The following is a 22,817-nucleotide window of genomic DNA, read 5'->3' as shown; positions in this document are numbered from 1 at the left end:
TTGAATTGATAGTTGTATGAAGCTGAATCTGCCTGCTCCCGCCGCCGCTCTGGTGGGGCAGCTGAATAAAGTTGAAAAGCAAAATCCGCTTGCTTACTGGTGTGGACAGTTCGATGGCGAGGTGGCTTTGTTGGCGATAGTTGGAAAAAACTTAGGACGTGTTGAGATTTAACGTGAATTGATCACAGCCGATGCCAGCGTGATGACAGCAGCGAAGCTGCTGTCTGTCTTGTCGCTGCGCATTGCAATGCGCTTGAACTCCTTGAGCTTGCAAAAGAAGTTCTCGATCAAGTGCCGCCACTTGTAGACCTCTATATCAATCTGCAAGGGCGCTCGACGATTGGCCTTTTGTGCAATCACCACTTGGCAACCCTGTGCCAGCAAGTGTTGCTTCAGCCAGTCTGCGTCAAACGCTTTGTCGGCCAGCAATGTCCGCAGGTCTATGCCTTCGAGCAGCTGTTCTACACCTTGAAGATCATGCCGTTGGCCTGGCAGCAACACAAATCGGATCAAGTTTCCAAGGGCATCCGTCAGCGCCAATATCTTGGTGGTCAAACCACCTCGACTGCGACCTATGGCCTGGCTCGCAGACCCCCTTTTGCACCCTGTCCATGCCTGTGCACTCGCACAATCGTTGCATCCACCATCACGTATTCCATGTCCGGTTGATCGCTGACCGCGTCAAACAGCTTTTGAAAGACATCAGCTTTGACCCAGTCGCGAAACCGTTTGAAGACGGTGTTCCACTTGCCAAATTCAGGCGGCAGATCTCGCCAAGGGCTACCTGTACGCGCAACCCAAAGCACTGCTTCCAAGAACAGTCGATTGTTGGAGCCACTGCGTCCTCGATCCCCAATCTTCCCTAAACACAATGGGCTCATACGAGCCCATTGTTCATCTGTCAAAACGTATCGCATCACAGCGCGATTGTGACGCCACCCCGGAAGGTAAAAATCAAATCTCAACAGACCCTAGGCAGACCAATCAGCTCTCCAAGAGTCTCAAGGCGTTGAGCACGTTGCCTCCCGAGGATGTTCGGCGCTTAGGGGTAAGTGAAGAGCTCATTAGTGGAATGTCGAAACAGCTAGAGGCTCTAAAACTTGCCGACAAAAAGAAATCGATATGAGCTAAATTGTAGAAGTTCAGACTTGATCTGACAGTGTGCCTTGCCAACAGGTGAGGTTTCCCGTTTTGATAAGGGTACGAATCTTTATCAATCCGGGCGCGCAAGCGCCCAACGGAGAAACCTCATGAATAGTTTCAACCAAACCATCATCCGGCACAAGGTCGGCCTGCTCAACCTGGCCAGCGAGCTGGGCAACATCTCCAAGGCGTGCAAAGTCATGGGCGTCTCCCGTGACACTTTCTACCGCTATCAGCATGCCCACGAAGAAGGCGGCGTCGAGGCCCTGATCCAGACTTCAAGGCGCAAGCCCAATCTCAAGAACCGGGTTGATGACGCCATCGAAGCGACCGTTATTACCTATGCCCTGGAGCAGCCAGCGCATGGACAGTTGCGTGCCAGCAATGAATTACGCCAGCGGGGCATCTTTGTGTCGCCATCCGGTGTACGCTCCATCTGGATGCGCCATCAACTGGCCAGCTTCAAACAGCGTCTGTCAAACCTGGAGGCCGAGGTCGCCAAGACTGGCGCTGTGCTCACCGAAGCCCAGGTGGCAGCCTTGGAGAAAAAGCGTGAAGATGAGCTGGCCTGCGGAGAAATCGAAACCGCCCATCCCGGTTATCTGGGTAGCCAGGACACCTTCTATGTGGGCTCGATCAAGGGAGTCGGGCGCATCTACCAGCAGACCTTTGTGGACACCTATTCCAAATGGGCCGCTGCCAAGCTCTACACCACAAAAACGCCGATCACAGGTGCTGATCTGCTCAATGACCGGGTGCTGCCGTTCCTGGCCGAGCAAGGCATGGGGCTGTTGCGAATCTTGACCGACAGGGGCACGGAGTATTGCGGCAAGGCCGAAACGCATGACTACCAACTGTACCTAGCCGTCAATGACATTGAACACACCAAGACCAAGGTGCGTCACCCGCAGACTAATGGCATCTGCGAGCGATTCCACAAGACCATCCTGCAGGAGTTCTACCAGGTGACGTTCAGGCGCAAGATCTACCGGTCCATCGACGAGCTGCAAACGGATCTGGACGACTGGATCAATTACTACAACAGCCAGCGCACGCATCAGGGCAAGATGTGCTGCGGCAGGACGCCGATGCAAACGCTGATGGATGCAAAGGAGGTGTGGGACGACAAGGTAAAAGAGCTGAATTAATCTGACAGCCGTACCGTCCGAAACGGGAGCAACTGTCAGATCAGATCGGAACTTCTACAGCTAAATATTGGAGGCGCAATGCTGCACAAACCTTCCGAGCCAGTTGCGATCCACAGCCTTGTGTCAATCCATCCAGATGAAACGCTATACAGCTGGTGTGCCGCAAACCATTTCATGAGTAGCAGTCCCAACGCGGCGACAACAGCTTTGGCGTTGCTAGGTACTTCACATGCGGCGCGGCAGCATGAATTTCCGCACTCGTTGGAAAAATTCATGGCTGTCTCGGGAGTGGGCTTTACGTCAATCCTTCGACTACTGCGTTTGCATACTGTGGCAGGCTTCTACCTGCCCTTTCTCAGTAGGCAGGTTCAGCAAGAACTTGCCTCAAAAGCGATGGAGCCACAATCAGTACATTGGATGCGGTCTGTCTTGGGATCCTCCCGCACTCAAAAGGTTGCGCACCCGTTGAAGTGGTGCCGTAAATGCATACAAGAAGATATAGAGGCCTTTGGCCGCCCCTATTGGCATACCACTCAACAGTATCCAATCGCTTTGGTATGCACTCGGCATTTCGAGCCCTTAAGGTGGAGCGAGTCAAGGAGCAAACATTGGCGACTGCCTCATAAGGAAGACCGTTACGCAACCACGCTCCCAGACCACTTGCTACCAGAGGCTCACAGCGCCGCAGCGTTAAGTGCTAGTCTTCAAACGACTGAGTGCATAGACATGACATCTTTGCGCCGATTTGCTCTCCAGCGACTACAGGAAATTGGTGTCATACATTCTGTCAAGGGAGCCAGGCATGAGAGGGTGGCTCAATGGTTCACTTCAACAGGCTCTTGCTCACTGGCGCGCATTGTTCAACCTAAGCTAACCATGCTGATTCAGGGAATTGCAATCCCTGGGCTGCTCTGGCACCAGAAAAAAGCGACAGCAATTTCATGGGTTCTTCTTTGGAATGCTCTGCAATGGTCCTCCCCAAAATCTGCCGTTCAGTCTTTTGCAGATGCTGCAGCTGGGCGCTGCCCACCTGTGCAAGGGCAACTACAGTTGTTTGACGAGCTGGAGGCGCGCTCAAGAAGAACGCCTGAATTCGTCCGCGATGCATTTGAAAATTGCGACAGCTATGCGGATGTTATGAAGTGCTTGGGCGTGAGCCGCCACGATATTGTTCGCTGGTTGGAAAATGATCCAGAGCTGCGTAAAGAATGGAAAGTGCGCCTACGTGAAGGTCGACGGCGCGAATGCATCGAACGAATCAAAGACTTCGTTCGACGTACATCTCAAAGCGAACGGGCTGACCTTGAGGTGAATTGCTCCGCGGAAATCAGGTGGATGAGTGAACACGCACCCAGTCAGCTCACAGCGCTGATCAAGTCAATGCCTAGTAGAGGGACCAGGCAGTTTCAGTTCAATTACTGGGCTGATTGAAGAGCTTTCCTGTGTCCTCCGTTGAACTTCGATAGCGCTTTCAACGCAAAGCCGCATTTCTCATTTGCCATTGCGTGCAATCACCTCAAGGTATCCCGGAATGCGCTTGCCAGCGTGCGTTGCATCTTCACGAGGGGCAAGCCCGCCCCCAAGAACGGAGCGCGACAGAAGTCGGTTTGACGCGATACAAGACGTTTCTGGAATAACAATGCAGTCAGGGCATGCGCCACCCTTGGTTTCGCACAAACTTCCCGAGCCACACTGCAAAGACTCGTGCGAGCCTAGGTGCTCCAGGAAGTCGGTATTCGAGTTGCGCCAAAGAGCGGACATGTAGCCTAGATCCATCGTTGTGGCATTGCGATACACCACAAAGGCGAGGTCGCAAGGAAAGAGGTACTCACTCAGAGAACCCATGTCGAGGCCGGAGAATTCCGAAACTGCGTTCATGACCACATGAGCGTAGGTATGAAGCAGTGTGTAGCAGTAGCGGTAAGTGGAAGCATCTGATGGCGTCAGGTCTGAGAAGAATCGTCCAAAGGGCTGTGCGCGCTCTAAGAGATGTGCGTTGAGTTTGGTCGCCTCTTCTGGGTTCCATTCTGGGAGGTCCGCAACTTTGAGCTCTTTCAGCCAAGCAAAGACCTGCTCTGGGGCGAGCTGAACGTAGATGGCTTCATTCTTCTGCGTGACGGTGTAGATTGGCCGTTTTCGAGAATCTTTGAAGGGGTCGAAAAGGTTTAACCTAACCGGCAAGCGCAGGGTTCCGGAATCTTTCTTTTCGATGATGGGTTCACTCGACATTCTTGTGTACCCATGAGTGAAGCGGCACAACTCGAACTCGCGAATTAGCCCAATCTTCTCTATGCCCAGTCTCGCAGCGAGCCCCTTCGTCTTGCTCATTTGTGCCGAAAGCTGATCCTCGTCACGAGGTCCTATGACTTTGTCTGGCGCCGTGAAAAGAATGAAGGGCGCGCGTTCACCAGGAAGGGTTGAAGCTTCGAGCGTTTCGCGCTTGAGTGCCTCGTGCTCCACTGCCAGAAGCACTGGATCATATCTGCTCCCGTAACTCTGACGCCTCAACACTTGTGCCAGAAATGCGGGAGGTGCCTCGGTCCGCACAGGTAACAGTCCAGGCTCTTCCCGCCAGCTAGCTACCAACTGGGCCATGGCGGCTTGAACTGGCTCCCGGGCAGACTCCGGCACTAGGCCCCCAGCCAACAGGGCCTCAAAACTTCGGTACGGAGCCAGTTTTGTATGTGCTCCCTTCTGTTCCAGAATCTGCAGGATTTCTTCGGCGGTCAGAGGGGCCGCGCCCGTGCCATACCAGCCAGCCAAACTGCTGGCCAGTTCAGAGCCGCGCTCCTCTCTCAACAGCTCCAAGAGCTTCTGCTGCTCTTCTCCAAAAACAATGAACTGGTCGCTGTGCGGATAGAAGGAGGCGGTGGCCCGATAGCTAACGGGCTCCATGCGTCGCCACCGGGGAGGGCGGTTGAAACACTCGTCTCCAAGAATCTCAGTGGTTTCCTTATCATTCTGCAGCCAGGTGTCTCCTGCTTTGTGGCCGGCTTCACAAGTGAAGAACCATTGACCGATTCTTGGCGACTTGTCATTCAGGAAGAACTTGGTGCTACCGCACTGCCGACAGCCCACAGGCCTATACGGACGTTGCTCAGACTGGCTCCACTCCCAGCGACCTGGGTGCGGAGCGCTCCAGCCGCCAGACCAGTGAACAAAAATGACGTCGAGCTGCCTCCACGTGCATCGTTTGCCATCAACCTTGCAGGTTTCAGTTGCAAGTCTTGGAAGGTAGGCCGCCGCCTCTTTCACCGTCTCAAACTGATGAAACCGGCCGCATTTGTTGCAGACAAAAGATGCTGGGCCAGGGATGTATCCAACAAGAGTTGGATTGACCAACTGGAACTGGTTGGGTGAAAGCGCCTTGTAGCGCCCCTCCGGCAGAAGAGCTTTGTCTATGCACTGCCTGGGCAGGGGCTGATGCTTGTCGTCGCCCGCCTCTTGCGCTCGGGTGTACCAACTCTGCCAAGTCTCTTGAAGTCGCTCGAAAAGTTGCCGCTTCGCCTCTGTCGGCAACTGTACCTCTCTTGCATTGACGTCTTCTAAGGGCACAGACACACATGCTCCCAGTCCACCTTCAAAGGTAAATATCGAACCAGGTGCATAGGACGAGGCGAGCTGACCTCGCGACCGACTCATTGTTTGGGGTGCGGGCTTGGATGGGCCCTCTCTGAAGTAGCTTCCCGAGCGCACCATCATTGCTCTCCCAATATGTCGTCATTTGCGGAACCGAACCGTGTGAGTCGCATAACTGCGCGAGCGTCATCGGAGTCCAGTCCCTTCCCGTTGAAATCGCGATATGCGAATCTGATGAGTCCCGCTTCGTCGACGTCACGAAGTGAAGTCATTGGCCGCTGAAGAGAGCTAGGTCGTTCCCGGTAGAAGTCGCCGATGGACTGCTCTGCCATCGACTTATCCGAAGCCCAGTCAGAGAGCTGGTGAACGACGCGTTGTCGTATGTCCTCAAGGTAGTAATTCTTGTGATGCGGAGCAAAAGTTTCATTGTCCAGTCCAAGAGCCTTATAAATGAACGCGCATGCGCCATCGACCAAGACCGCACTCTGCTTCTCGAAGAGATAGTTCGTGTTGGGTATCCAGGAAAGATCTCTGACGGACTTTTTACTTTCAGGAGGTTCAAGGGTGACCTCCTTTACAAAGCGAATACCTGCAAGATAGGTCTGCAGGAGGCTTGGAAGTACACGCTCAATTGCTTTGTCCGCCCAGCGGTCGATTGCTGCAGGCGCGACCATACGCTCCAGGAAACGGTGATAGCTGTCGAACACCTGGACGATGTACCGGTCTCGTCGGCGCTGTGGAGTCGGCAGCAGCACCACAAATCCAACGTGTGTTCGCCCTACTCGAGAGGACGCCTGTATGTACTCAGCCACGTCTGAAGGCATACCTGCGAAGAACATCGAGTTGAACTCTTCAACGTCCACGCCATGGGAGATTGCAGACGTGGCGATTACTGAGCGCAACTCGCTCGTGAGCTCGCCAAAGGGCTTACCAGGGTCTGGTCGCCTCTGAGCGGCCTGCACAGTGGCTTGAATCTCACCTTGGGCCACTGAGCCAGTTATCAGGCGTGTTTGCAGGTCGGAGATGTCAAGTCCGAGGTCTTCATGCTTTTTGCGGGTCTCCTCAAACTCCGCAGCCATGATTTGGTCTCCGCCCTTCTTATTCGTCACATAGGTCAGGGAGATGCGATGTAAGTCGACCAATGTGGCAAGCGTTCCGGGTTTTGCCGCTTCGATGTGCTGCAAGTGGATGGAGCGAAGTGGGCCGTCGGATATGCCGTTCTTGAGAAGTACCCTTGCCTTCAATACCTCAGCCTCATCAGATGATGTGAGTCCAAGCATCAGGCGCGATACGAGGGCATGGAAACTCGCAAGTACGGCAACAGTAGTTGCCGTGTGCGGCCGTCCATTGGTTAAAAAGGCCGCGTAGACCCGGCTCCAAGAGGCCCATGCTTCGGTGTCCACCGTTCTCAGGGCCTCGCGGGTCGGGCCGTCCTTAGGAGCTGCTGGCTTGGCGTAGAACGACTCGTACAGGCTTTCCCCTGGATAGGGAAACTGCATCGCTGGGACCTCTCTTTGATAGAGGTGCTCCATCTGTCGCTCGGGATCAGAAACCGTAGCAGAGGCCGCGATGACTTTGGCTCGTCGGCGCTTGATTCCATCAGGTTCTTTGCAGACGATTCCTGTGAGTGCCTTGCCAACTTCGTCGAAGATGGCATCCAGCGAAGATTCGAAGATGCCTGCAAATGTCCCCAATGACTCGTCCAGCAGGTGCGCCTCGTCCTGAATCAAGAGACTCGGAAATGGGTCAAAGAACCCTCGTTCTCCGCCTGGATATGCAGGAGAGAGGAGTTCGTAGCCCAAAGACTCTGGGTCAACGTCGAATTCCTTTGGGGACGTTGGCATCTTCAAATGCCCGGTTTTGCGATGCCGCCATGGAGCTGCGCCGAACATGCCGTAGATGTTTCGAAGCGTCTTAGTGGCCTGCCCAATGAGCGCAAGCTTGTCCACTGTCCCCAAAACAACGCTTGGTGCAGTTGCATAGATGTCCGTGTCGCAGATGTAGAACGGGAGTGGGCTCCACCCTCCCTCGTTCGAGGCGCATACGTGGCTTGTACAGACGTGACCAAGGAGGCTATTTAGTTCCCCGAATACACGAAGCGCGGTTGGCTGGCCGCAGAAGGGGCAGGCAGGAATCTTGTTCCATGCATCGAACTGAAGGCGGTAGCGGCTTGACTCCGCATGGAGTAGCTTGCGCTCGTTCTGCTCGGTCGGATGACTATCCTTAAGCAGCGGGATGTCATCAAACCCCGGTGTGTTGTGGTGGTTCGGAGAGCCACCGCTCCCGACCCAAAACCCAATAGAGAACGGCGTCCCGACGATGTCTCTTTGCCGCCGGACCAACTCTGCTTTAGCTAGGACTCGAGCGCATCGCTGCGCCTGCTGAATCGTCAGCAAACGAAGGGGATATCGCATCATCGCGGTGACCCCAAAGGCCTTGCCTCGCAGTCGGTCGAGGAAGAGAGTGAACGCAAGAAGCCCAAAGAACGCCTCCGACTTGCCCCCCCCGGTTGCGAAGTACAGCAACGTGACCGTGTCGTCTCGGAGCTTGTCGTAGTGCTGATGGAATGACTTCAGCCTGGTGGCCATTGCGGGGATGTGCGCAACGATGAACGCTAACTGGAACAATCGCCACTCCCCATTGTCATTCTTGAGTTTTTCTCTCAGGAGGTCGGCCATCGCTTCGTTCATGCACAACCACGCCTCAAATACGGTTGCCGCTTCGTTAGCTTGTGGTCCACGCTTTGAGGTCTTCTTCCAAGCATCACGAGACTCTTGAAGAATGCTCAACCCAGCCTTGATGGCCGCGATTTCTTTTTCCCAGGCAACACAGTCTTTCTCGAATCCGTTCTTCTCGCGGTCGATTCCCTTGAGGTCTGTCGCCTCAAGACCCGCATCAAGTTGAACCGACCGGCTTAGACCAGAAAACCAACCGTCCAGTGCGGCTCCAAGCGGTAACACGCCGTCCAGGCCGCCAGGTTGACTCAGCGCACGAATGTTCCGAACAATTCCTTCATGTTCTTTGGGGATGATTCGAGGTTGGGTGTACCTCGGTGCCCAGGTAGTACGGAGGACAATCTCTTGCGCAGTTTTCTGAACAACCTTCACCCCTCCATTGAAGCCGGTAGCGGGGTAGGCCAGATATTGGTTGTACCGGTATGAGGGCTTCACTCGACCCAGCTTAAATTCTTCGAGCTGTATCGTGGGAATCATCGCCTCAAGTGAGACTTGAAAAATGCTTGTTTCGGTGAAGTCCCCCGAAGGGTCTTGAGAACGGTTCTCTAAGAGTACCTGGACACTTGTCTCTCTGGGATTGAGCCAATTGGGAATCAAGGTGACGTCCCACTCAAGCTTGAATTCTGGCAGCTCTATCTTGGGTTCCTTCCGGATATCCGTCAGAAAAGCATCCCACCCCTTGTATTCAGAAGGGAAGACTTTTCTTCCCTTGCGGATTCCCCAGTCTTTTCCATGCGCTGACGCAGCCCACGCCACAACCGCAAGCTGAACGGCTCCGTTCAGTTCAGAGGAGCAGACATCAAGTTCTTGCTTCAACCGCTCAGGTGACCATGAAATATCAACGACAAGCGCTGGCAGCTTGCCAACATCCAGAGGAATTCGGACCCACTTCTGTGGAATGTCGAGTGGTTGCGCGTGGTTGTCTTTGAGCTCTACAGCAACTGCCTCTGGACTTACCGTTGCTCCTTCAACCTCTGCCGTCAGCTCCTTTTCAGTAGCCCTGGCACCAGCCTCGTAACCTGAAGAGGTAGCCGTCGCAGGAGATGCCCCCTCAAGAAGTGCCTCCGGATTCTTCACATTGCGTAAGTCAACGGGGAGTTCCATCCTTCTCTGAACATCTTCGCGAACTCGTTTTTCTGTCTCTTTCCACTTTGGGTGCTTGTTCCGGTTTTGCTCGCTTCCTTCAGTCTTGAGCTCGCTCCATGCTGCATCGAGCGCGGCTTTCGTTTGCTCTTGCAGCGCTTTACGGGTCTCATCGTTTACTCGAAATGAGAGCTCCATGTTGGGGCGTCTAAGGTCTTTGACCTCAGGTAGGACGCGTGCGTAGACTTGAAAAGATGGCTTGACGGTGAACTTGACTGCCTCGTCGCTCTTGACCTGAAATTCCAGACCATGGGAGTAAATCTGTATGGGCTGAGTGACCTCGTCTACATCTCCTAACTCCTCCGGCCTCGGCAACAAAAATGCGGAGTTCAGAATGCTTCTTGGGCGTGCTCCGAAAAGCTCGGCACCACTTTGTCCATGTCCCGAAATAGCGGAGAATGTTTGGTTTATGAGGCTGTCTACCACCGCCTCTTTCAGTCCAGCTGGAATGCCAGAAGGGTCAACTCTTGTTACTGCTTCAACCACATTGCACCTCACTGGGTTCTTGAATCGCTTCTACGGTGTAGACGTTGTCTTGTGCTTTCATGAACAGCCGATGAACAACTGCAGGGTCTAGCCTCTGATGCACGGCAAATGACTCTTGCTCCATGAGGAGGTTCGTGTATGCATCTGAAACACGGCGACCGTCCGCTCTTCTTGTTCCTCGCATCGGTTGAATGACGGTCTTCCAGAAGAGGAGCATTTCAATCGACGTCAGGCCCACGGCCTCAGCAAAATACTTGAAGTGCGCTTCCTTTCGCGGTGCGTGAGGTTGGTTCTCTTCAAATGCGGTGGTGAGCCATTTGCGCGCATCTATCCAAGCTCGAATGGTGTTGGCCGTTGGAAAGTCACGTGGGCACCCAGGCATGTTTTGAATCGTCTCCCTCAACCGCTCCGCCTTGTCGGTTTGCGACTTTCCTGGGAGTTTTTCTTCGACCAGTCCTGCAATGCGCGTGTGGTACTGATGAAGCAAGGATTCGAAACGCTTGTCGTGCGAGATAGAGACGCCCACGGACTTCAATGCAGCTTCTGTTAGCTCTCGGAGTTCGCCCGACATCACAAAGACTTGCTCACCGGGCTTAAGGTTCTTGACCTGCACTGCTCTAAAGCCCCGGTTGAGGGCTTGACCTTTGATGGGGTCATACAGGTAGATTGTTGTCGCAGGACTTCGAGCAAGGACTTGTCCACTGTCGAGAAGCAGCTTCCAAGCATCGGGGTCGTCTGACTCACTTTCGTTGATGTGCCCTGAGAGACCTGCTTCAAACGAAAAGGTTGGCAGGACAAAGTCTTCTCGGGATAGCTTTGCATCTTCGATGTCGGGATAAGCACTGAGCTGAGAAAGTAGTTTGTCTATGCGAGGCTTGAGGCTTTGCATGCCGGCGATAGCCTCAACAGCCCTCAGTGACGATTTCAGGTACGCAGCGTTCCTGGCTGTGAGTAGTACGTAGGCACGTCCACGAATCCGCTCATCAGAAATTAGCAGGCGGAGTCCTTCCTCGTCCAGTCCAGCAAAAACCAGGGTCGAGTCGCTGTTGCGCTTGAGCTCTTCATTCAATGCAGAGCTTGAGACAAGGCGCAGTCTGTCTTTCAGAATAGCGTAGCCCTCACCTGGTGCAAGTCCCTCGTAGATGTAGGTCTCAAAAAATCGCTCCGCGAGCTTTCGGGCCGTCGGACGGGTGAAGACGAGGACGCACTTTTCCTCTCCACGTGTGTGCTCTTCAATGAGCCGTACAAGCTGCTTAACGAACGGGGTTCCGTTTTCGTAGGCGCGCCACATGTCGTCCGCCTTGCTTACAAGGGTTTTTAGCTTTGCAGCGTCCGGGTAGCTCGATGAGTTGATGAGCTCGGTTAGGGGTACTCGCCGGCTTGGCCATGAAAATGCTTCACGGACGCTCAAGGGAATGTCTGCTTCATTGAGCCAGTTGGTCAAGGCCTTGACACTTGAAGGCATCGACGCAAGACGATTCAGGAAAGAGATGGCCTCTGAGAGCACTGCCCGATCTTGTTCCATTTGAGCTCGATTTTTGAGCGTCTCGAGGCCAACCACCACCGACGCCGCAGTCCTGTCAGTCTCAGTGACCACGTAGTCGAGCGCAGCTGGAGGATGGAACCGCGATGCCCCCGGAAGGGTAACCCCTTCGTCGGCCGTAGTGAAAGGTATTCCCAACGGACTCGCCCGAAGAATCGGGTTCAGGCGACTTGCCAACCCGTTGGCATTCTTTGCTCGTTTGTCCAGCTCCCTGAGCAGTTGCGTGCGGACGTGTGGGTCATCGGAAACGATTAGAACGCCTGGAAGCTCATCGCCAAAGACCGAAGTGAGCGTGTCCAAGAACTTGATGGTCATCGGGCGCCATTTGGCCGCTGTCTTCCTGGTACCTCTCGTGAGGTCAAGGACGATGACCTCTGGGCGGCCAGAGCGCTTAAGCTTTTGTAAAATGGACTCAACCGCCTCCCCCGAGGAACGCCAGCCAAGTGCAAGTAGAGCGTCTGGAGCGGACGAAAAGTCGCTCACGGCTTGGATAAGCTCATTCAGAGCGCGGGTCCAGCTCCGGTCACCCAGTTGTCCCTTTATTCGCCGGAGCAGGGCACCATCGCTGGCGGACCATACGCCCGACTCATCTCCGCTGAAGTAGTGCGGAAGCAGCTCTGAAAGTGTTGGGTCAATGCCTCCGCCCTCGTCCAGATGCTTGCTATTCAGGCACGTAAGGAAGGGGTCCTTTTCGCGCATGGACGTCGTGACAAGCTGATTCGGTGCTCCATCTGGCGGCTCGTATTGGCTAGCAGCAAGGCTGGCTATTTCCTTCCTGTCAGCGGTGATGTGGTTCAAGCCTTGGAGGAAATTCGCCTTTGCGGGATATATGAGCGTCCTGATTCCACGCTTGTTGCCCGTATGCCACTCGGATAGGGTAGCCACTGCGTGCGCAAGTGCAAGGCTCTTTAGAGATCCTGGCCAGAGTAGGACGTGTTGGGCTGTCTTGCTTTTTGCTGCTTTTACGAAGGTTGCAGCAAGTCGTTCAACACCTTCATGAACAGCTACCTGTTCCTTCGTCTCGACTCGCTGGAGTCGAAACCCAAGCGCCTTGAGGTCGTCTAAAACACCAGTTGCGGTGTTTTCGCTTCCCTCGGGCTGAGCTGGAGCATGCGAAACGTCATTGGCGGGTGAACTGTATGCATGCGCGTGTTTTTCTCCGATCTTTAAAAGTCGGGTCGCAAGCACTTTCTTCTTTTTCTGGACCTCAGCCCGATCCAGCCCACTCATATAACGAGAGGGTTTGCGCATTTCAGGCCCTTCCAATCTTCATATCTACTTCCATAACTTTTTCTCGCTTTCAGCTATGCAAATGCCATTCGTATAGCTCTCTCCATTTCCCGTCCTTTGGATAGCTCAGCTCGTAGCTTTCTCGGGCAGGGAAGCGGCAGTTGCCCTAGCTCATAGGTGCCAACGTTCGAAGAGCCCGAGATTGCGCGATACAGGCGGTCGACCAAGCTCGTTTGGAGCAGTGCCGCGAGTTCGTGGGGGTCCCATTCGCTTTCTTGTTCCTTCAAGAGCGCTATGACATGGTTCTCACACATGTATGCGGAGTGCTTGTGCAGAAACTTGTCTGGTATGGCTGCCGCAATTAACCGTCGGCTCTGGTCGGTAGAGGTGAGTCGCTGGAGCAGCACCGCGGGCTGCGAAAAGACTCCCGTCGTGGAAAGAGACTCAATTTCGATGAACAACTCGGGTGCCCGTTGGCGATGTTGGCGGCCGTGAACGAACTCACCCTGAGGTGTGATGTCGGTTGCCCAAATCAGGGGGACAACCAGCTTTCCTTTGCAGCCTTCCTCTGAGGAGTGGGTAACCCGCTCACTTCGATACGCGACCATCGCGCCGACCCTCGGTACGTATCCGTAGTCTTTGAGTCTGTAAGGAGACTTCTCAGTAAGCCGAATCAGGGGTTCGTCTTGAGCTGACCGAGGGAGCACCCAGGGCCCGCCGTCCTTCCTCAGGCGAATCACGCCAATACTCTCGAACCCCGTATCCTTCCAAGCAGAAACAGCGACGTCTTGATGTTCCATTTGTTGTATGGCGCGAAGCGTGGCGATTGCCGTCTCTTGCTCAACATTCAAGAAGGTCGAGGAACGGTTACCAAGAAGGTCAATTGAGTGAATTCGCGAAGCGTCGCACACATGCCGCCGGAGATTGGAGAAAAGCGGCCCAGTCAGGTAGCTGGTCGGCGTCAGGAGGCCTATAAGGCCGCCAGGGCTGACAATCTTGAGGGCTTGTTCAATGAACAACGCGTAGATGTTCGGCTGACCCTGTAGCGCCGCGCGAAATGTCGCTTTGTATTGCGCAGCTTCATCCGCCTTGAGTTTTCGATATGGAGGATTGCAGATCAACACCGTGGGCCGCTTGCTCCCCCTCCAGCTCCTCAGACCATCTCCTTGAGAAATCCGGACCTTCAGTTCACAACCGGACTCTTGAAGCACGGAGGCTAACGCTAGGTTTAGAAAGGTCTCTGAGAAGCCAATCAGCGTACTGCTTGTGTCGTTTCCGCTGAGGTTTTCATTTATGCGAGCTACTACTTCCTGGGGGCTGCAACCGTTCTCCTGAAGTGCGTTGCGCATTCGAAGCGCGACCGGCACCAAGAATGCAGCTCCTCCGCAGGCTGGGTCATGCCAGTGATCATCCAAGAGGCTGGCGCCTTGGGAGAGCAGGTCATCAATTACTCGCTCAGCGAGTACAGGATGGGTGAAGTAAAGCGCTCTTTGCGTTCGCGTTTCCTCTCCAACCAAAGTGGCGTAGGAGGTTGCTACCCAGTACGCGGCCTCTTCAAACCTTTCAAGGGTACAGAGCCAATCCACGAAAACGATGACACGGTCGTCCACTACGAGTGAAGCTGTATTTCTTGGAGCTCGACTTGGTGCGCAGTCTGGATATATGCGTTGGGTCCAGACAAAAAGTAGCGCCGACGCGACCTCTTCGGCCGCTGCTTGCTGAGAATCGACCAACTGCTTCAGTGCGGATATGCGTCTGCCGAACCGGACTCGGGCCTCCGCCGGTATTACCATTGAATTCGTCCCCCTGAGCTTTATTCGCTGTCTAAGCGAAACTTATACCATTTTTTGTTGGATAAGTTACATATTGATGCATTGGCTTGCTCGTCGGAAGTGCGAGTACAAATGGCATGAAAGCAGTCGGTCGTCAGTCGAAGCGCTTTGGACCAATGGCCACAGTAACTTGTACGGTAGTCACTCCGGTAAACGCAGATGGGGGCACCCGATATCTGCTTCTTGGCCGTCAGCTTGAGTACGCTTGGTTGCGGTCTCACCGGCAGCTATCGCTGTAAGGCCGAAGTTGGTTCTTCTGCAGCTATTGGTGCTATCGGCCTATTGCAATCTTGCAGTTCGTTTGGCATCTCGGGCGAAGCAACGTTTCAGAGTAACTCCGTCTATTTCACGCGGATTTTCCACTCGCGCGGAATAAGGCCTCTTCCTGAGGCGCGCGTCCATCGTTCCTTTGTTGCCGCCACATAGCGCGGGTCAGAGGCAAAGTAAGCGTGCTCGAGTAGCAATACTTGCAAGCCTGAACGAGCCTCAACTTCACTAAACAGGAAGTCGATATGCTGACGCATAGCGAGGTAGTCTTCGTCTCCCTGAATAGATACTTCATCTGGCAAGCTTTCATCGACGATATCGTCGGAGACCTCTGACTCACCAGTGTCGTCGTGCCCCTGATTTGGGAAATAAGGGCGGCTCAACTGATCCAGCACTACAACGCCAGGAACCGGTCGGCGTTCCTTTTCAAAATGTCTCTGCATGCCAAACGAAAGCGCAACGTGGACGGCAAGCCAATTTTGGTCAGAGCCGAGGTCGGCCATCGACAGCACCGCGCCATTAACACCAGCCTCTATAACATTTACCTGGGGTTCTCGTGCAGAGAAAAGTAGCTCAGCTTGAACACAAGGCTCCACTTTGGGTAAATTTGCAAATATCTCGGAAGCGAATTTAGAGATCGCACCTTCTGCTCGCCGCATACGAACCTTGCGGTTGTCAGCGTCGACCAAACTTTCAAGTTCCGCGATCTCATCCCTCTGCTTGGTCAGATCCTTTGCAGGCCCCAGAAGTAGGTCGTTGACGGACTCCAAGAAGTAGGCAGCTTTGCCACGAAAAAATGCCTGAAGTTGAGCCAAGTCTGCATGCCGCTTTGCTTCAGCCACTTGACTCAATGCTGCCGACACACCTGCGTCAAGCTCCCGCAAGAGGCCTCCCAGCTCCTCTGCTCGGGTCGAAAGCTGTTCTGCGGCACCTCGAATCTGCGGCTGTATTCGGCCGACCGCACTGGATTCAGCTCGAATTGTGATTAGAGATTGCCTCATCGCAGCGGCCACAACTGCGCCGGCATTCGTCCGCGAATCACAAATAGGGCAGGATGATGGCACATCGAGCAAGTGGAGATGCTCGGCAATGCGCAATTTCTCATGCTGGGAACTCACAGCAGTCGCATAGTCTTTAGACTCTTGCTCCTCAATAGCAATCGCGCGCAGTTTCCGCTTCGTCTGAGTAAGCTCTCTCAGAGCATCTCGTCGCCTCACTTGAAGATTATCAAGTTGCTCTACTCCTGGGTACTGTAAAGGGCGAGCGATCTCCGATGATGCTCTTTTTAGCATTTCGATGAGAAGCATCTCGCTAGGACGTGTTGAGATTTAACGTGAATTGATCACAGCCGATGCCAGCGTGATGACAGCAGCGAAGCTGCTGTCTGTCTTGTCGCTGCGCATTGCAATGCGCTTGAACTCCTTGAGCTTGCAAAAGAAGTTCTCGATCAAGTGCCGCCACTTGTAGACCTCTATATCAATCTGCAAGGGCGCTCGACGATTGGCCTTTTGTGCAATCACCACTTGGCAACCCTGTGCCAGCAAGTGTTGCTTCAGCCAGTCTGCGTCAAACGCTTTGTCGGCCAGCAATGTCCGCAGGTCTATGCCTTCGAGCAGCTGTTCTACACCTTGAAGATCATGCCGTTGGCCTGGCAGCAACACAAATCGGATCAAGTTTCCAAGGGCATCCGTCAGCGCCAATATCTTGGTGGTCAAACCACCTCGACTGCGACCTATGGCCTGGCTCGCAGACCCCCTTTTGCACCCTGTCCATGCCTGTGCACTCGCACAATCGTTGCATCCACCATCACGTATTCCATGTCCGGTTGATCGCTGACCGCGTCAAACAGCTTTTGAAAGACATCAGCTTTGACCCAGTCGCGAAACCGTTTGAAGACGGTGTTCCACTTGCCAAATTCAGGCGGCAGATCTCGCCAAGGGCTACCTGTACGCGCAACCCAAAGCACTGCTTCCAAGAACAGTCGATTGTTGGAGCCACTGCGTCCTCGATCCCCAATCTTCCCTAAACACAATGGGCTCATACGAGCCCATTGTTCATCTGTCAAAACGTATCGCATCACAGCGCGATTGTGACGCCACCCCGGAAGGTAAAAATCAAATCTCAACAGACCCTAGCATCTATAGGTGGACTTTCCACAAGTCCAAGTTGTTGAGCCTCCCCGAGGAGAACACGTGCACGCTGTTTAACCTGACTGTCCTTCGCGACGCGGGCTTCTTCACGTGCGATATCTATTTCCAAGGCTCGGCGGGCTTGGCGCAAGCGCCTTTCAGCCGTTACCGTTGACTCAGTCACGACTCCCAGAAAGTACGGCATAGTGGAAACGATATGCTGTGCTTTACGATTGTCATCAAGGCCGTGCAGCAAAACCGTCTCACTGTCGATCACCTCTTTAGTGACAAAGATATAGGGTGTGAACTGGCGAACTGAAGGACGGTCTGACGACTCCTTTTCAGGCTGTAGGGACTCCAGCACAGCTCTGGAGTCAATGCCGAATGCAACACCCAGCCTAGCTTTGCTGACTGCCACGGAGCTGCGCCCTTCAAAATCTCCAACTGTCTGTGGGATCTTAAGATTTCGTCCCGTCGTGACATACATGTAAGAGTTCGGAGATTTTCCGACCAATGGTACTTGGCGACAGGAAATCATCTCATCCTCACCTCTCGCCCACTTAACGCCGACTGCTATACAGCGTCGTCTGACGTATACAGGTAGCTGGCAATCTGAAGAGCCAAGACAGTAGTCAAGTGCTTTAATGAGCGCCGACTTACCAGTACCAGACGCACCTGTGATGACATTAACGCGGCCAATATCTAGTGTGATGATGCGAAAGGCACCTTCTTCCCCAATGAAAAAGATGCTTGCGATGTCCCATCGTGTCATACTGAAACCTCCAACGCTTCCAAAACCGCTCTGGGTGAACCCATTGTGGCCATCCAAATTCCAAGGAGACGAGCTCTCTTTAGCGCTTTAGACGCGATCCCAGTCGATACTGCAGTTGGGAACTTCTTCTTCGCGGAATCAAGATCACCGGTGGGGGCTATGTGCAGCAGTCCTGTAAGGCATCCAAAGCGTACAGCCGCCGTCGTGAGCTCTAAAGTTGAATTGACCTTCTTAGCAAGGTCGATGGTGATTTGTGGACTGCGGTTTAGCCACAACGGTAGCCCTGTATCCCTGTTACAGCCTTCAAATGTGGTGCCCAAGTCCTCTGATATTGCCAGCGGCACAACGAGGTAGATCAATGGTATTGCTGGTGGCCGTTGAAGGGTGTGCTCCTGTTTGTAAGCAGAGCAAAATTGCCAGAATATGGCACTGTAGAAGGCAGGATTGGTTTCGGCAAAAACATCACGTGAAAAAATCATCCCTCACTCCTGAGCAGCGCTCTAAAATCGGGATGCCAGCCGACCTTTAAGTCAACCGCTAGGAACTGATAGCAGCCTCTAACGTAGTAATCAGCACTCCAGTTATTTGCAAAAGGAGCTATTTGAGCCTTTGCATCGTTGAACGACCATCTAAATATTTCTAGTCCAGCGCTTCGCTTTTGCGCATCTGTAGCTATCTCAGTTTGCTCTGTCATGAGTGCATGCTTGTCTTCCCATGCCTCGACCAGTAATAGATCGTATATGGATATGCGCGTCGCCATATCTACACGCTCAGAGAGCCATTTATGACGCTGCGATCTGGCTCTCCATTCTTCGCGCTCTGCAATCCGGATCTCTGTTTTTGTTGCATCCACAAGCTGGAGTTGCTTAGCGATCAAAGATGGCGGCGAATGGTCGTCAGGTGGCATGACGATCTTGAAGTCAGCGAGGACTTCGTCACGATATAGCTCACCAGCAATTTCGGACAGCCGTAACTGGACGTCAAGCATTGAGAGAACACGCTCTCTCTTTCCGCAGAACGAGTGCACAACTTGAAGATCCCACCACTCAATCAGGCGGTGAGCAATTAATTCCCGCTGCTCAGGAGGAAATGCCTTCAATGCATCGGCAATGTCATTGCTAATCTGAGCGATGTTGCTGGCAGCGGGTTGGATAATGACTCGCGAGAGCAAGGCTTGGCGAAGTTCTTCATTGAGCTTGATATAGGCGGCACAGGCCGCTGCGCGCTCACCGTGTGGCATTCACTGCTTATTAATGGCGGCCTCTTCACGTTCAGCTAGCACTCGTTGAGCTTCCTTAGCAAGGAGTATCAAGAGGTTCTCGCGTGAAGACGTTTCGTCAAGGAGCGGCTCCAATGGGCTTCCTGTCGGCAACGGAGCCACAGTCACAAGTTGAAACCTTGTGTCGTTCATGCTCACCTTTGGCAGGACATCTATCCATGCCTTGAGCGTTTTCCACAATGCGACTGAACTGATGGTGACCGGCTTCGGCTTCTTGCTCAGTGAATGTTTAAGCTGATTAAGGAGCGTCTGGCCATTTACCTCGATCTCAACATCGTCTAACCGCTCCAAGCAAACGGCTGCATCATCATGGGTTGCTTTGACAATACACAGCAAACCGTAGAGCGACTGATAATAAAAGCCCACCGCAGCTGCAACTGCGGAGTGGCTTCCGTCATCGACATCTGCCGCAGAACTCAAGTCTTCCTCCCGGTATATGTACAACACTGGCGGCATTCAGTCTTTCAAAGCTGAACAGCCAAAACAGCTCTTATGTGTAACGAATTCTATCAGTGCGATGTTCAGCTACTCTTCGTGGTGAAGGCGGACGGATGCCTATCGCAAGATCTCTAGAAAAATGGTGTATTGCAATGGTGACGAGTGAGTTGGTGCGTGGGCGAATGTCGATACGTGTGCGCCACCTTGGCCCTGCGCAGTGATCACTGTGTTTTAGCAACCTTATTCTTGGAGCGTTAACATTTCCTCCTTTTGATTTGCGAACTTTATTTCATGGTTGCAAACTTTATTCCGTTGCTCCATCTGGAACTGGATGCCGTCATGGTCGACCTCGATGGCACCATGGTGAATACGCTGGGGGACTTCGCCGAAGCGCTCAACCGCATGCTGGCCGATCTGCAACTGCCGGCCATAGCGCCGCAGATCATCGAAAACATGGTGGGCAAGGGCAGCGAGCACCTGATCCGTTCCGTACTGGCTCATGTGGAGGCACCGGACATCGATGCCCTGTATCCCCAGGCCTGGCAGCGTTATGAGCACCATTACCTGGCCATCAACGGCCAGTTTGCCGATGTCTATCCGGGCGTGGCCGAAGGTCTGCAGGCACTCCAGTCCCTGGGCCTGCGCATGGCCTGCCTGACCAACAAGCCTTTGTCCTTTGCCCAGCCCCTGCTGGCCGCCAAGGGGCTGGACGGCTTTTTCGACTGTGTGTTCGGTGGCGACTCCTTCCCGCGCAAAAAGCCCGACCCCATGCCGCTGGTCGAGACCTGCAAGGCCTTGGGCAGCGAACCCGCACGCACGCTGATGGTGGGTGACTCCAGCAACGATGCCCAGGCCGCCCATGCCGCCGGCTGCCCCGTGGTGCTGATGACCTACGGCTACAACCACGGCCAGCCCATCACGGCGGTCGAGGCCAGGGCCCATCTGGATTCGCTGGAGCAGCTTGTGGTGTGATGTCGCCTGTTGGTCCACATATCTGGCAAGAAAGAGTGCGGATAAGCATATTTGCTAGAGTCATTTGCTTTGCTTGAACCAATGTCGGCTCGTGCATTGCCTTGCAGCCGGCAGAGAACGAAGGGGGACTCACGCCACATGCACGGATTGCACCTGACTGCCGACCTTTACCAATGCGCAGGCTCCGAGCGCTACATGCTCGATGCCGACGCCATCGCCGGCCTTTGCCGCGAACAGACTGCGGCCTCGGGGCTGACCCTCGTGGATGACACCTGGGTGAAGTTCCCGCCCTATGAAGGCCAGCCCGGCGGGGTGACGGGTACGGTGTTGCTGGCGGAGTCCCATCTGGCCATACATACCTGGCCCGAGACGGGCAGTGTCACCATCGACGTCTATGTGTGCAATTTTTCCGCCGACAACTCGGGCAAGGCCCGCAGTCTGATGGAAGGCGTGATCGACGCTTTCGCGCCCAAAAAGGTGTTGCGTCAGCAATTGATGCGCGGCGACATAGGCATGGCGCAGCCGGCAGACCATGACGTGGAGCCTGTACCCGGGCCCGAATCCGGCTGGGCCCAGGAGCAGCTCGCGCCCCATGCACGCTTTGGCTACCGCGCCACGGCGCTGCAGACGCTGCAGACCCCGTATCAGAAGCTGGAGTTGCTGCAGACGCCGCAGTTCGGCAAGGTGCTGCGTCTCGACGATCGCTTCATGACCTCCGAGGGCGAGGAGTTTTTCTATCACGAGGCCCTGGTGCACCCGGCCGCAATGGCCCATCCCGCGCCGCGCAAGGCCTTGATTCTGGGTGGCGGCGATGGCGGGGCCGCCGAGGAGCTGCTCAAGCACCCTAGCATCGAGCGCGTGGTGCTGGCAGAGCTGGACGAGGCCGTGGTGCAGTTCTCGCGCCAGCATCTGCAAGCCGTGCATCGCGGTGCGCTCGATGATGCCCGTGTCGAGGTCTGCATAGGCGATGGTCTGGCCCTGATGGAGGCAACGGATGAGCGCTTCGATCTGGCGCTGATGGATTTGACCGATCCCGACACCCCTGCCAGCGCCCTGTATGCGCCTGACGCGCTGGCACGCATGAAGCGCGTGCTGGCTCCGGGCGGCGCGTTGGTGCTGCATCTGGGCAGCCCCGTCTTCCACGGCCCGCAGGTGACCGAACTGGTGCGCAGCCTGCGTCAGCAGTTTGCCGTGGTGCGCTGCTACGGCCTCTATATTCCGCTTTACGGCGCTTACTGGGGGCTGGCTGTGGCCTCCGATGAGCTCGATCCGCTGGAGCTGAAGGCGCCGCAGCTGGCCGAACGCCTCAGGCAGCGCAAGGTGCGGGATCTGCAGTACTACAACGAGCAGGTGCACGGCGCACTGTTTGCACTGCCCAACTATTACCGCGAGCTGCTCAAGTGAGTCAGCCAGCCTCGCCCAGCAGCGCTTTCTTGAGCTGCTGATCGGCGGGCTTGGGACCCAGCCAGATGCCCAGCAGGGCGTTGAAGAATTCGGGCTCCTTGAAGGCCTCGCCCTGAGGCTGGCCCTTGACGGTCACGATGGCGCCCTGGCCGGGCAGCCAGTCCACCATGAAGCTCTCGCCTGCGAGCAGCTTTTTGTGCTGGGTGAAGATCTCGCTCATGCGCATCACCCCCGGAATCAGCTTGGAGAAGGCGGCCCGCTCCATATTGTCTTCCATGCCGCGCGAGAACAGCTTGCCCAGCTCGGCCGAGTCGATATCGCGCAGCATGGTCACGCTGATGCGCTTGGGGCCGGGCAGGGCGGCGATTTCCTGCAGGCTGCGTGCCGGCTTTTCCAGGTACAGGCCGGCGGTATAGACCTTGAAGACGGCCTTGTAGCGGGTGCCTGCGCCATTGAGTTCCAGCGTCCTGCCCTGGGACTGCAAGCTGGGGGCATAGATGACACCGTGAAGTTTCACGGGTTCGGAGGGCATGCCTTGTGCCTGAGAGGCCGGGCAGGCAAGAGCGGCTGCCAGCAGCAAGGCTGGCATCAAACGGGCACTGGGCATGGCTGTCTCCTCGTGATTTCCGGCCGAGCAGTTCTGGTGACCGCTTCGCTTGCACGCCGTGGGCGAGCGTTCCGGTGAAAGCGGTATGTTTGTTTTTGTCCGTGATTGCT

The 22,817-nt window shown here is 54.8% G+C and carries 15 protein-coding genes and 3 pseudogenes; 6 read left to right on the top strand and 12 right to left on the bottom strand.

The annotated features are described in order from the left end of the window. The first annotated feature begins 16 nt into the window (after window positions 1-16). On the top strand, window positions 17-172 hold the full coding sequence (locus F0P97_RS25690) for a hypothetical protein (protein WP_182284873.1): 156 nt from the start codon (window positions 17-19) through the stop codon (window positions 170-172). Here F0P97_RS25690 and F0P97_RS25685 read toward each other — a convergent pair. After that, window positions 169-881 (bottom strand): annotated as a pseudogene (locus F0P97_RS25685) (IS5 family transposase). The gene F0P97_RS25690 and the pseudogene F0P97_RS25685 sit on opposite strands and share 4 nt — an antisense overlap. Before the next feature lie 369 nt (window positions 882-1,250). Here F0P97_RS25685 and F0P97_RS25680 point away from each other — a divergent pair. The 3 genes and pseudogenes from F0P97_RS25680 to F0P97_RS27775 all read left to right on the top strand — a co-directional run bounded on the left by F0P97_RS25680 (window position 1,251) and on the right by F0P97_RS27775 (window position 3,722). Further along, window positions 1,251-2,291, top strand: a complete 1,041-nt coding sequence (locus F0P97_RS25680) for an IS481 family transposase (protein ID WP_182284111.1) — start codon at window positions 1,251-1,253, stop codon at window positions 2,289-2,291. Between the two features lie 78 nt (window positions 2,292-2,369). Continuing rightward, a pseudogene (locus F0P97_RS28110) lies at window positions 2,370-2,849 on the top strand (TniQ family protein); the annotation flags it as partial. A 168-nt stretch (window positions 2,850-3,017) separates the two neighbouring features. Next, complete coding sequence (locus F0P97_RS27775; protein ID WP_232538061.1) at window positions 3,018-3,722, top strand: hypothetical protein; 705 nt, start codon at window positions 3,018-3,020, stop codon at window positions 3,720-3,722. Window positions 3,723-3,782: 60 nt separating this feature from the next. Here the strand turns inward: F0P97_RS27775 and F0P97_RS25670 are convergent, their stop codons facing one another. The 10 genes and pseudogenes from F0P97_RS25670 to F0P97_RS25625 form a co-directional block, all read right to left on the bottom strand. Further along, window positions 3,783-5,852 carry a hypothetical protein gene (locus F0P97_RS25670; protein WP_232538060.1) on the bottom strand — a complete coding sequence of 690 codons (2,070 nt, stop codon included), beginning with the start codon at window positions 5,850-5,852 and terminating at the stop codon, window positions 3,783-3,785. Window positions 5,853-5,989: 137 nt separating this feature from the next. Beyond that, complete coding sequence (locus F0P97_RS25665; RefSeq protein ID WP_182284870.1) at window positions 5,990-10,234, bottom strand: helicase-related protein; 4,245 nt, start codon at window positions 10,232-10,234, stop codon at window positions 5,990-5,992. Beyond that, the gene (locus F0P97_RS25660) at window positions 10,227-13,028 is read right to left on the bottom strand and encodes a hypothetical protein (protein WP_182284869.1); all 2,802 of its coding nucleotides are present in this window, start codon (window positions 13,026-13,028) and stop codon (window positions 10,227-10,229) included. The genes F0P97_RS25665 and F0P97_RS25660 overlap by 8 nt, the downstream gene beginning before the upstream one ends. Window positions 13,029-13,081: 53 nt before the next feature. Next, on the bottom strand, window positions 13,082-14,617 hold the full coding sequence (locus F0P97_RS25655) for an Eco57I restriction-modification methylase domain-containing protein (protein WP_182284868.1): 1,536 nt from the start codon (window positions 14,615-14,617) through the stop codon (window positions 13,082-13,084). A gap of 563 nt (window positions 14,618-15,180) precedes the next feature. Next, window positions 15,181-16,413, bottom strand: coding sequence for a DUF3732 domain-containing protein (locus F0P97_RS25650; protein WP_182284867.1), 1,233 nt, complete (start codon window positions 16,411-16,413; stop codon window positions 15,181-15,183). A gap of 21 nt (window positions 16,414-16,434) precedes the next feature. Continuing rightward, window positions 16,435-17,147, bottom strand: a pseudogene (locus F0P97_RS25645) (IS5 family transposase). Window positions 17,148-17,227: 80 nt separating this feature from the next. Then, on the bottom strand, window positions 17,228-18,007 hold the full coding sequence (locus F0P97_RS25640; RefSeq protein ID WP_182284866.1) for a hypothetical protein: 780 nt from the start codon (window positions 18,005-18,007) through the stop codon (window positions 17,228-17,230). Then, window positions 18,004-18,486: a three component ABC system middle component gene (locus F0P97_RS25635; protein ID WP_182284865.1), complete on the bottom strand. Its 483-nt coding sequence runs from the start codon at window positions 18,484-18,486 to the stop codon at window positions 18,004-18,006. The genes F0P97_RS25640 and F0P97_RS25635 overlap by 4 nt, the downstream gene beginning before the upstream one ends. Next, complete coding sequence (locus F0P97_RS25630) at window positions 18,483-19,247, bottom strand: ABC-three component system protein (RefSeq protein WP_182284864.1); 765 nt, start codon at window positions 19,245-19,247, stop codon at window positions 18,483-18,485. The genes F0P97_RS25635 and F0P97_RS25630 overlap by 4 nt, the downstream gene beginning before the upstream one ends. After that, a complete protein-coding gene (locus tag F0P97_RS25625; RefSeq protein ID WP_182284863.1) occupies window positions 19,248-19,706 on the bottom strand; it encodes a hypothetical protein in 459 nt (152 codons plus the stop codon). 309 nt (window positions 19,707-20,015) lie between these two features. Here F0P97_RS25625 and F0P97_RS25620 point away from each other — a divergent pair, with 309 nt between their 5' ends. Continuing rightward, window positions 20,016-20,696, top strand: coding sequence for a phosphoglycolate phosphatase (locus F0P97_RS25620; protein ID WP_182284862.1), 681 nt, complete (start codon window positions 20,016-20,018; stop codon window positions 20,694-20,696). A 138-nt stretch (window positions 20,697-20,834) separates the two neighbouring features. Continuing rightward, the gene (speE, locus tag F0P97_RS25615) at window positions 20,835-22,100 is read left to right on the top strand and encodes a polyamine aminopropyltransferase (protein WP_182284861.1); all 1,266 of its coding nucleotides are present in this window, start codon (window positions 20,835-20,837) and stop codon (window positions 22,098-22,100) included. Window position 22,101: 1 nt separating this feature from the next. On the opposite strand, the gene F0P97_RS25610 is transcribed toward speE, so the two are convergent. Further along, a complete protein-coding gene (locus F0P97_RS25610; protein WP_182284860.1) occupies window positions 22,102-22,707 on the bottom strand; it encodes a chalcone isomerase family protein in 606 nt (201 codons plus the stop codon). Window positions 22,708-22,817: the final 110 nt, after the last annotated feature.

Origin of the sequence: Comamonas testosteroni (genome assembly GCF_014076415.1) — a bacterium.
Lineage (GTDB): Bacteria > Pseudomonadota > Gammaproteobacteria > Burkholderiales > Burkholderiaceae_C > Comamonas > Comamonas testosteroni_F.
The sequence above is the reverse complement of the archived record's forward strand: the minus strand, read 5'-3'. Positions and strand labels throughout refer to the sequence as shown.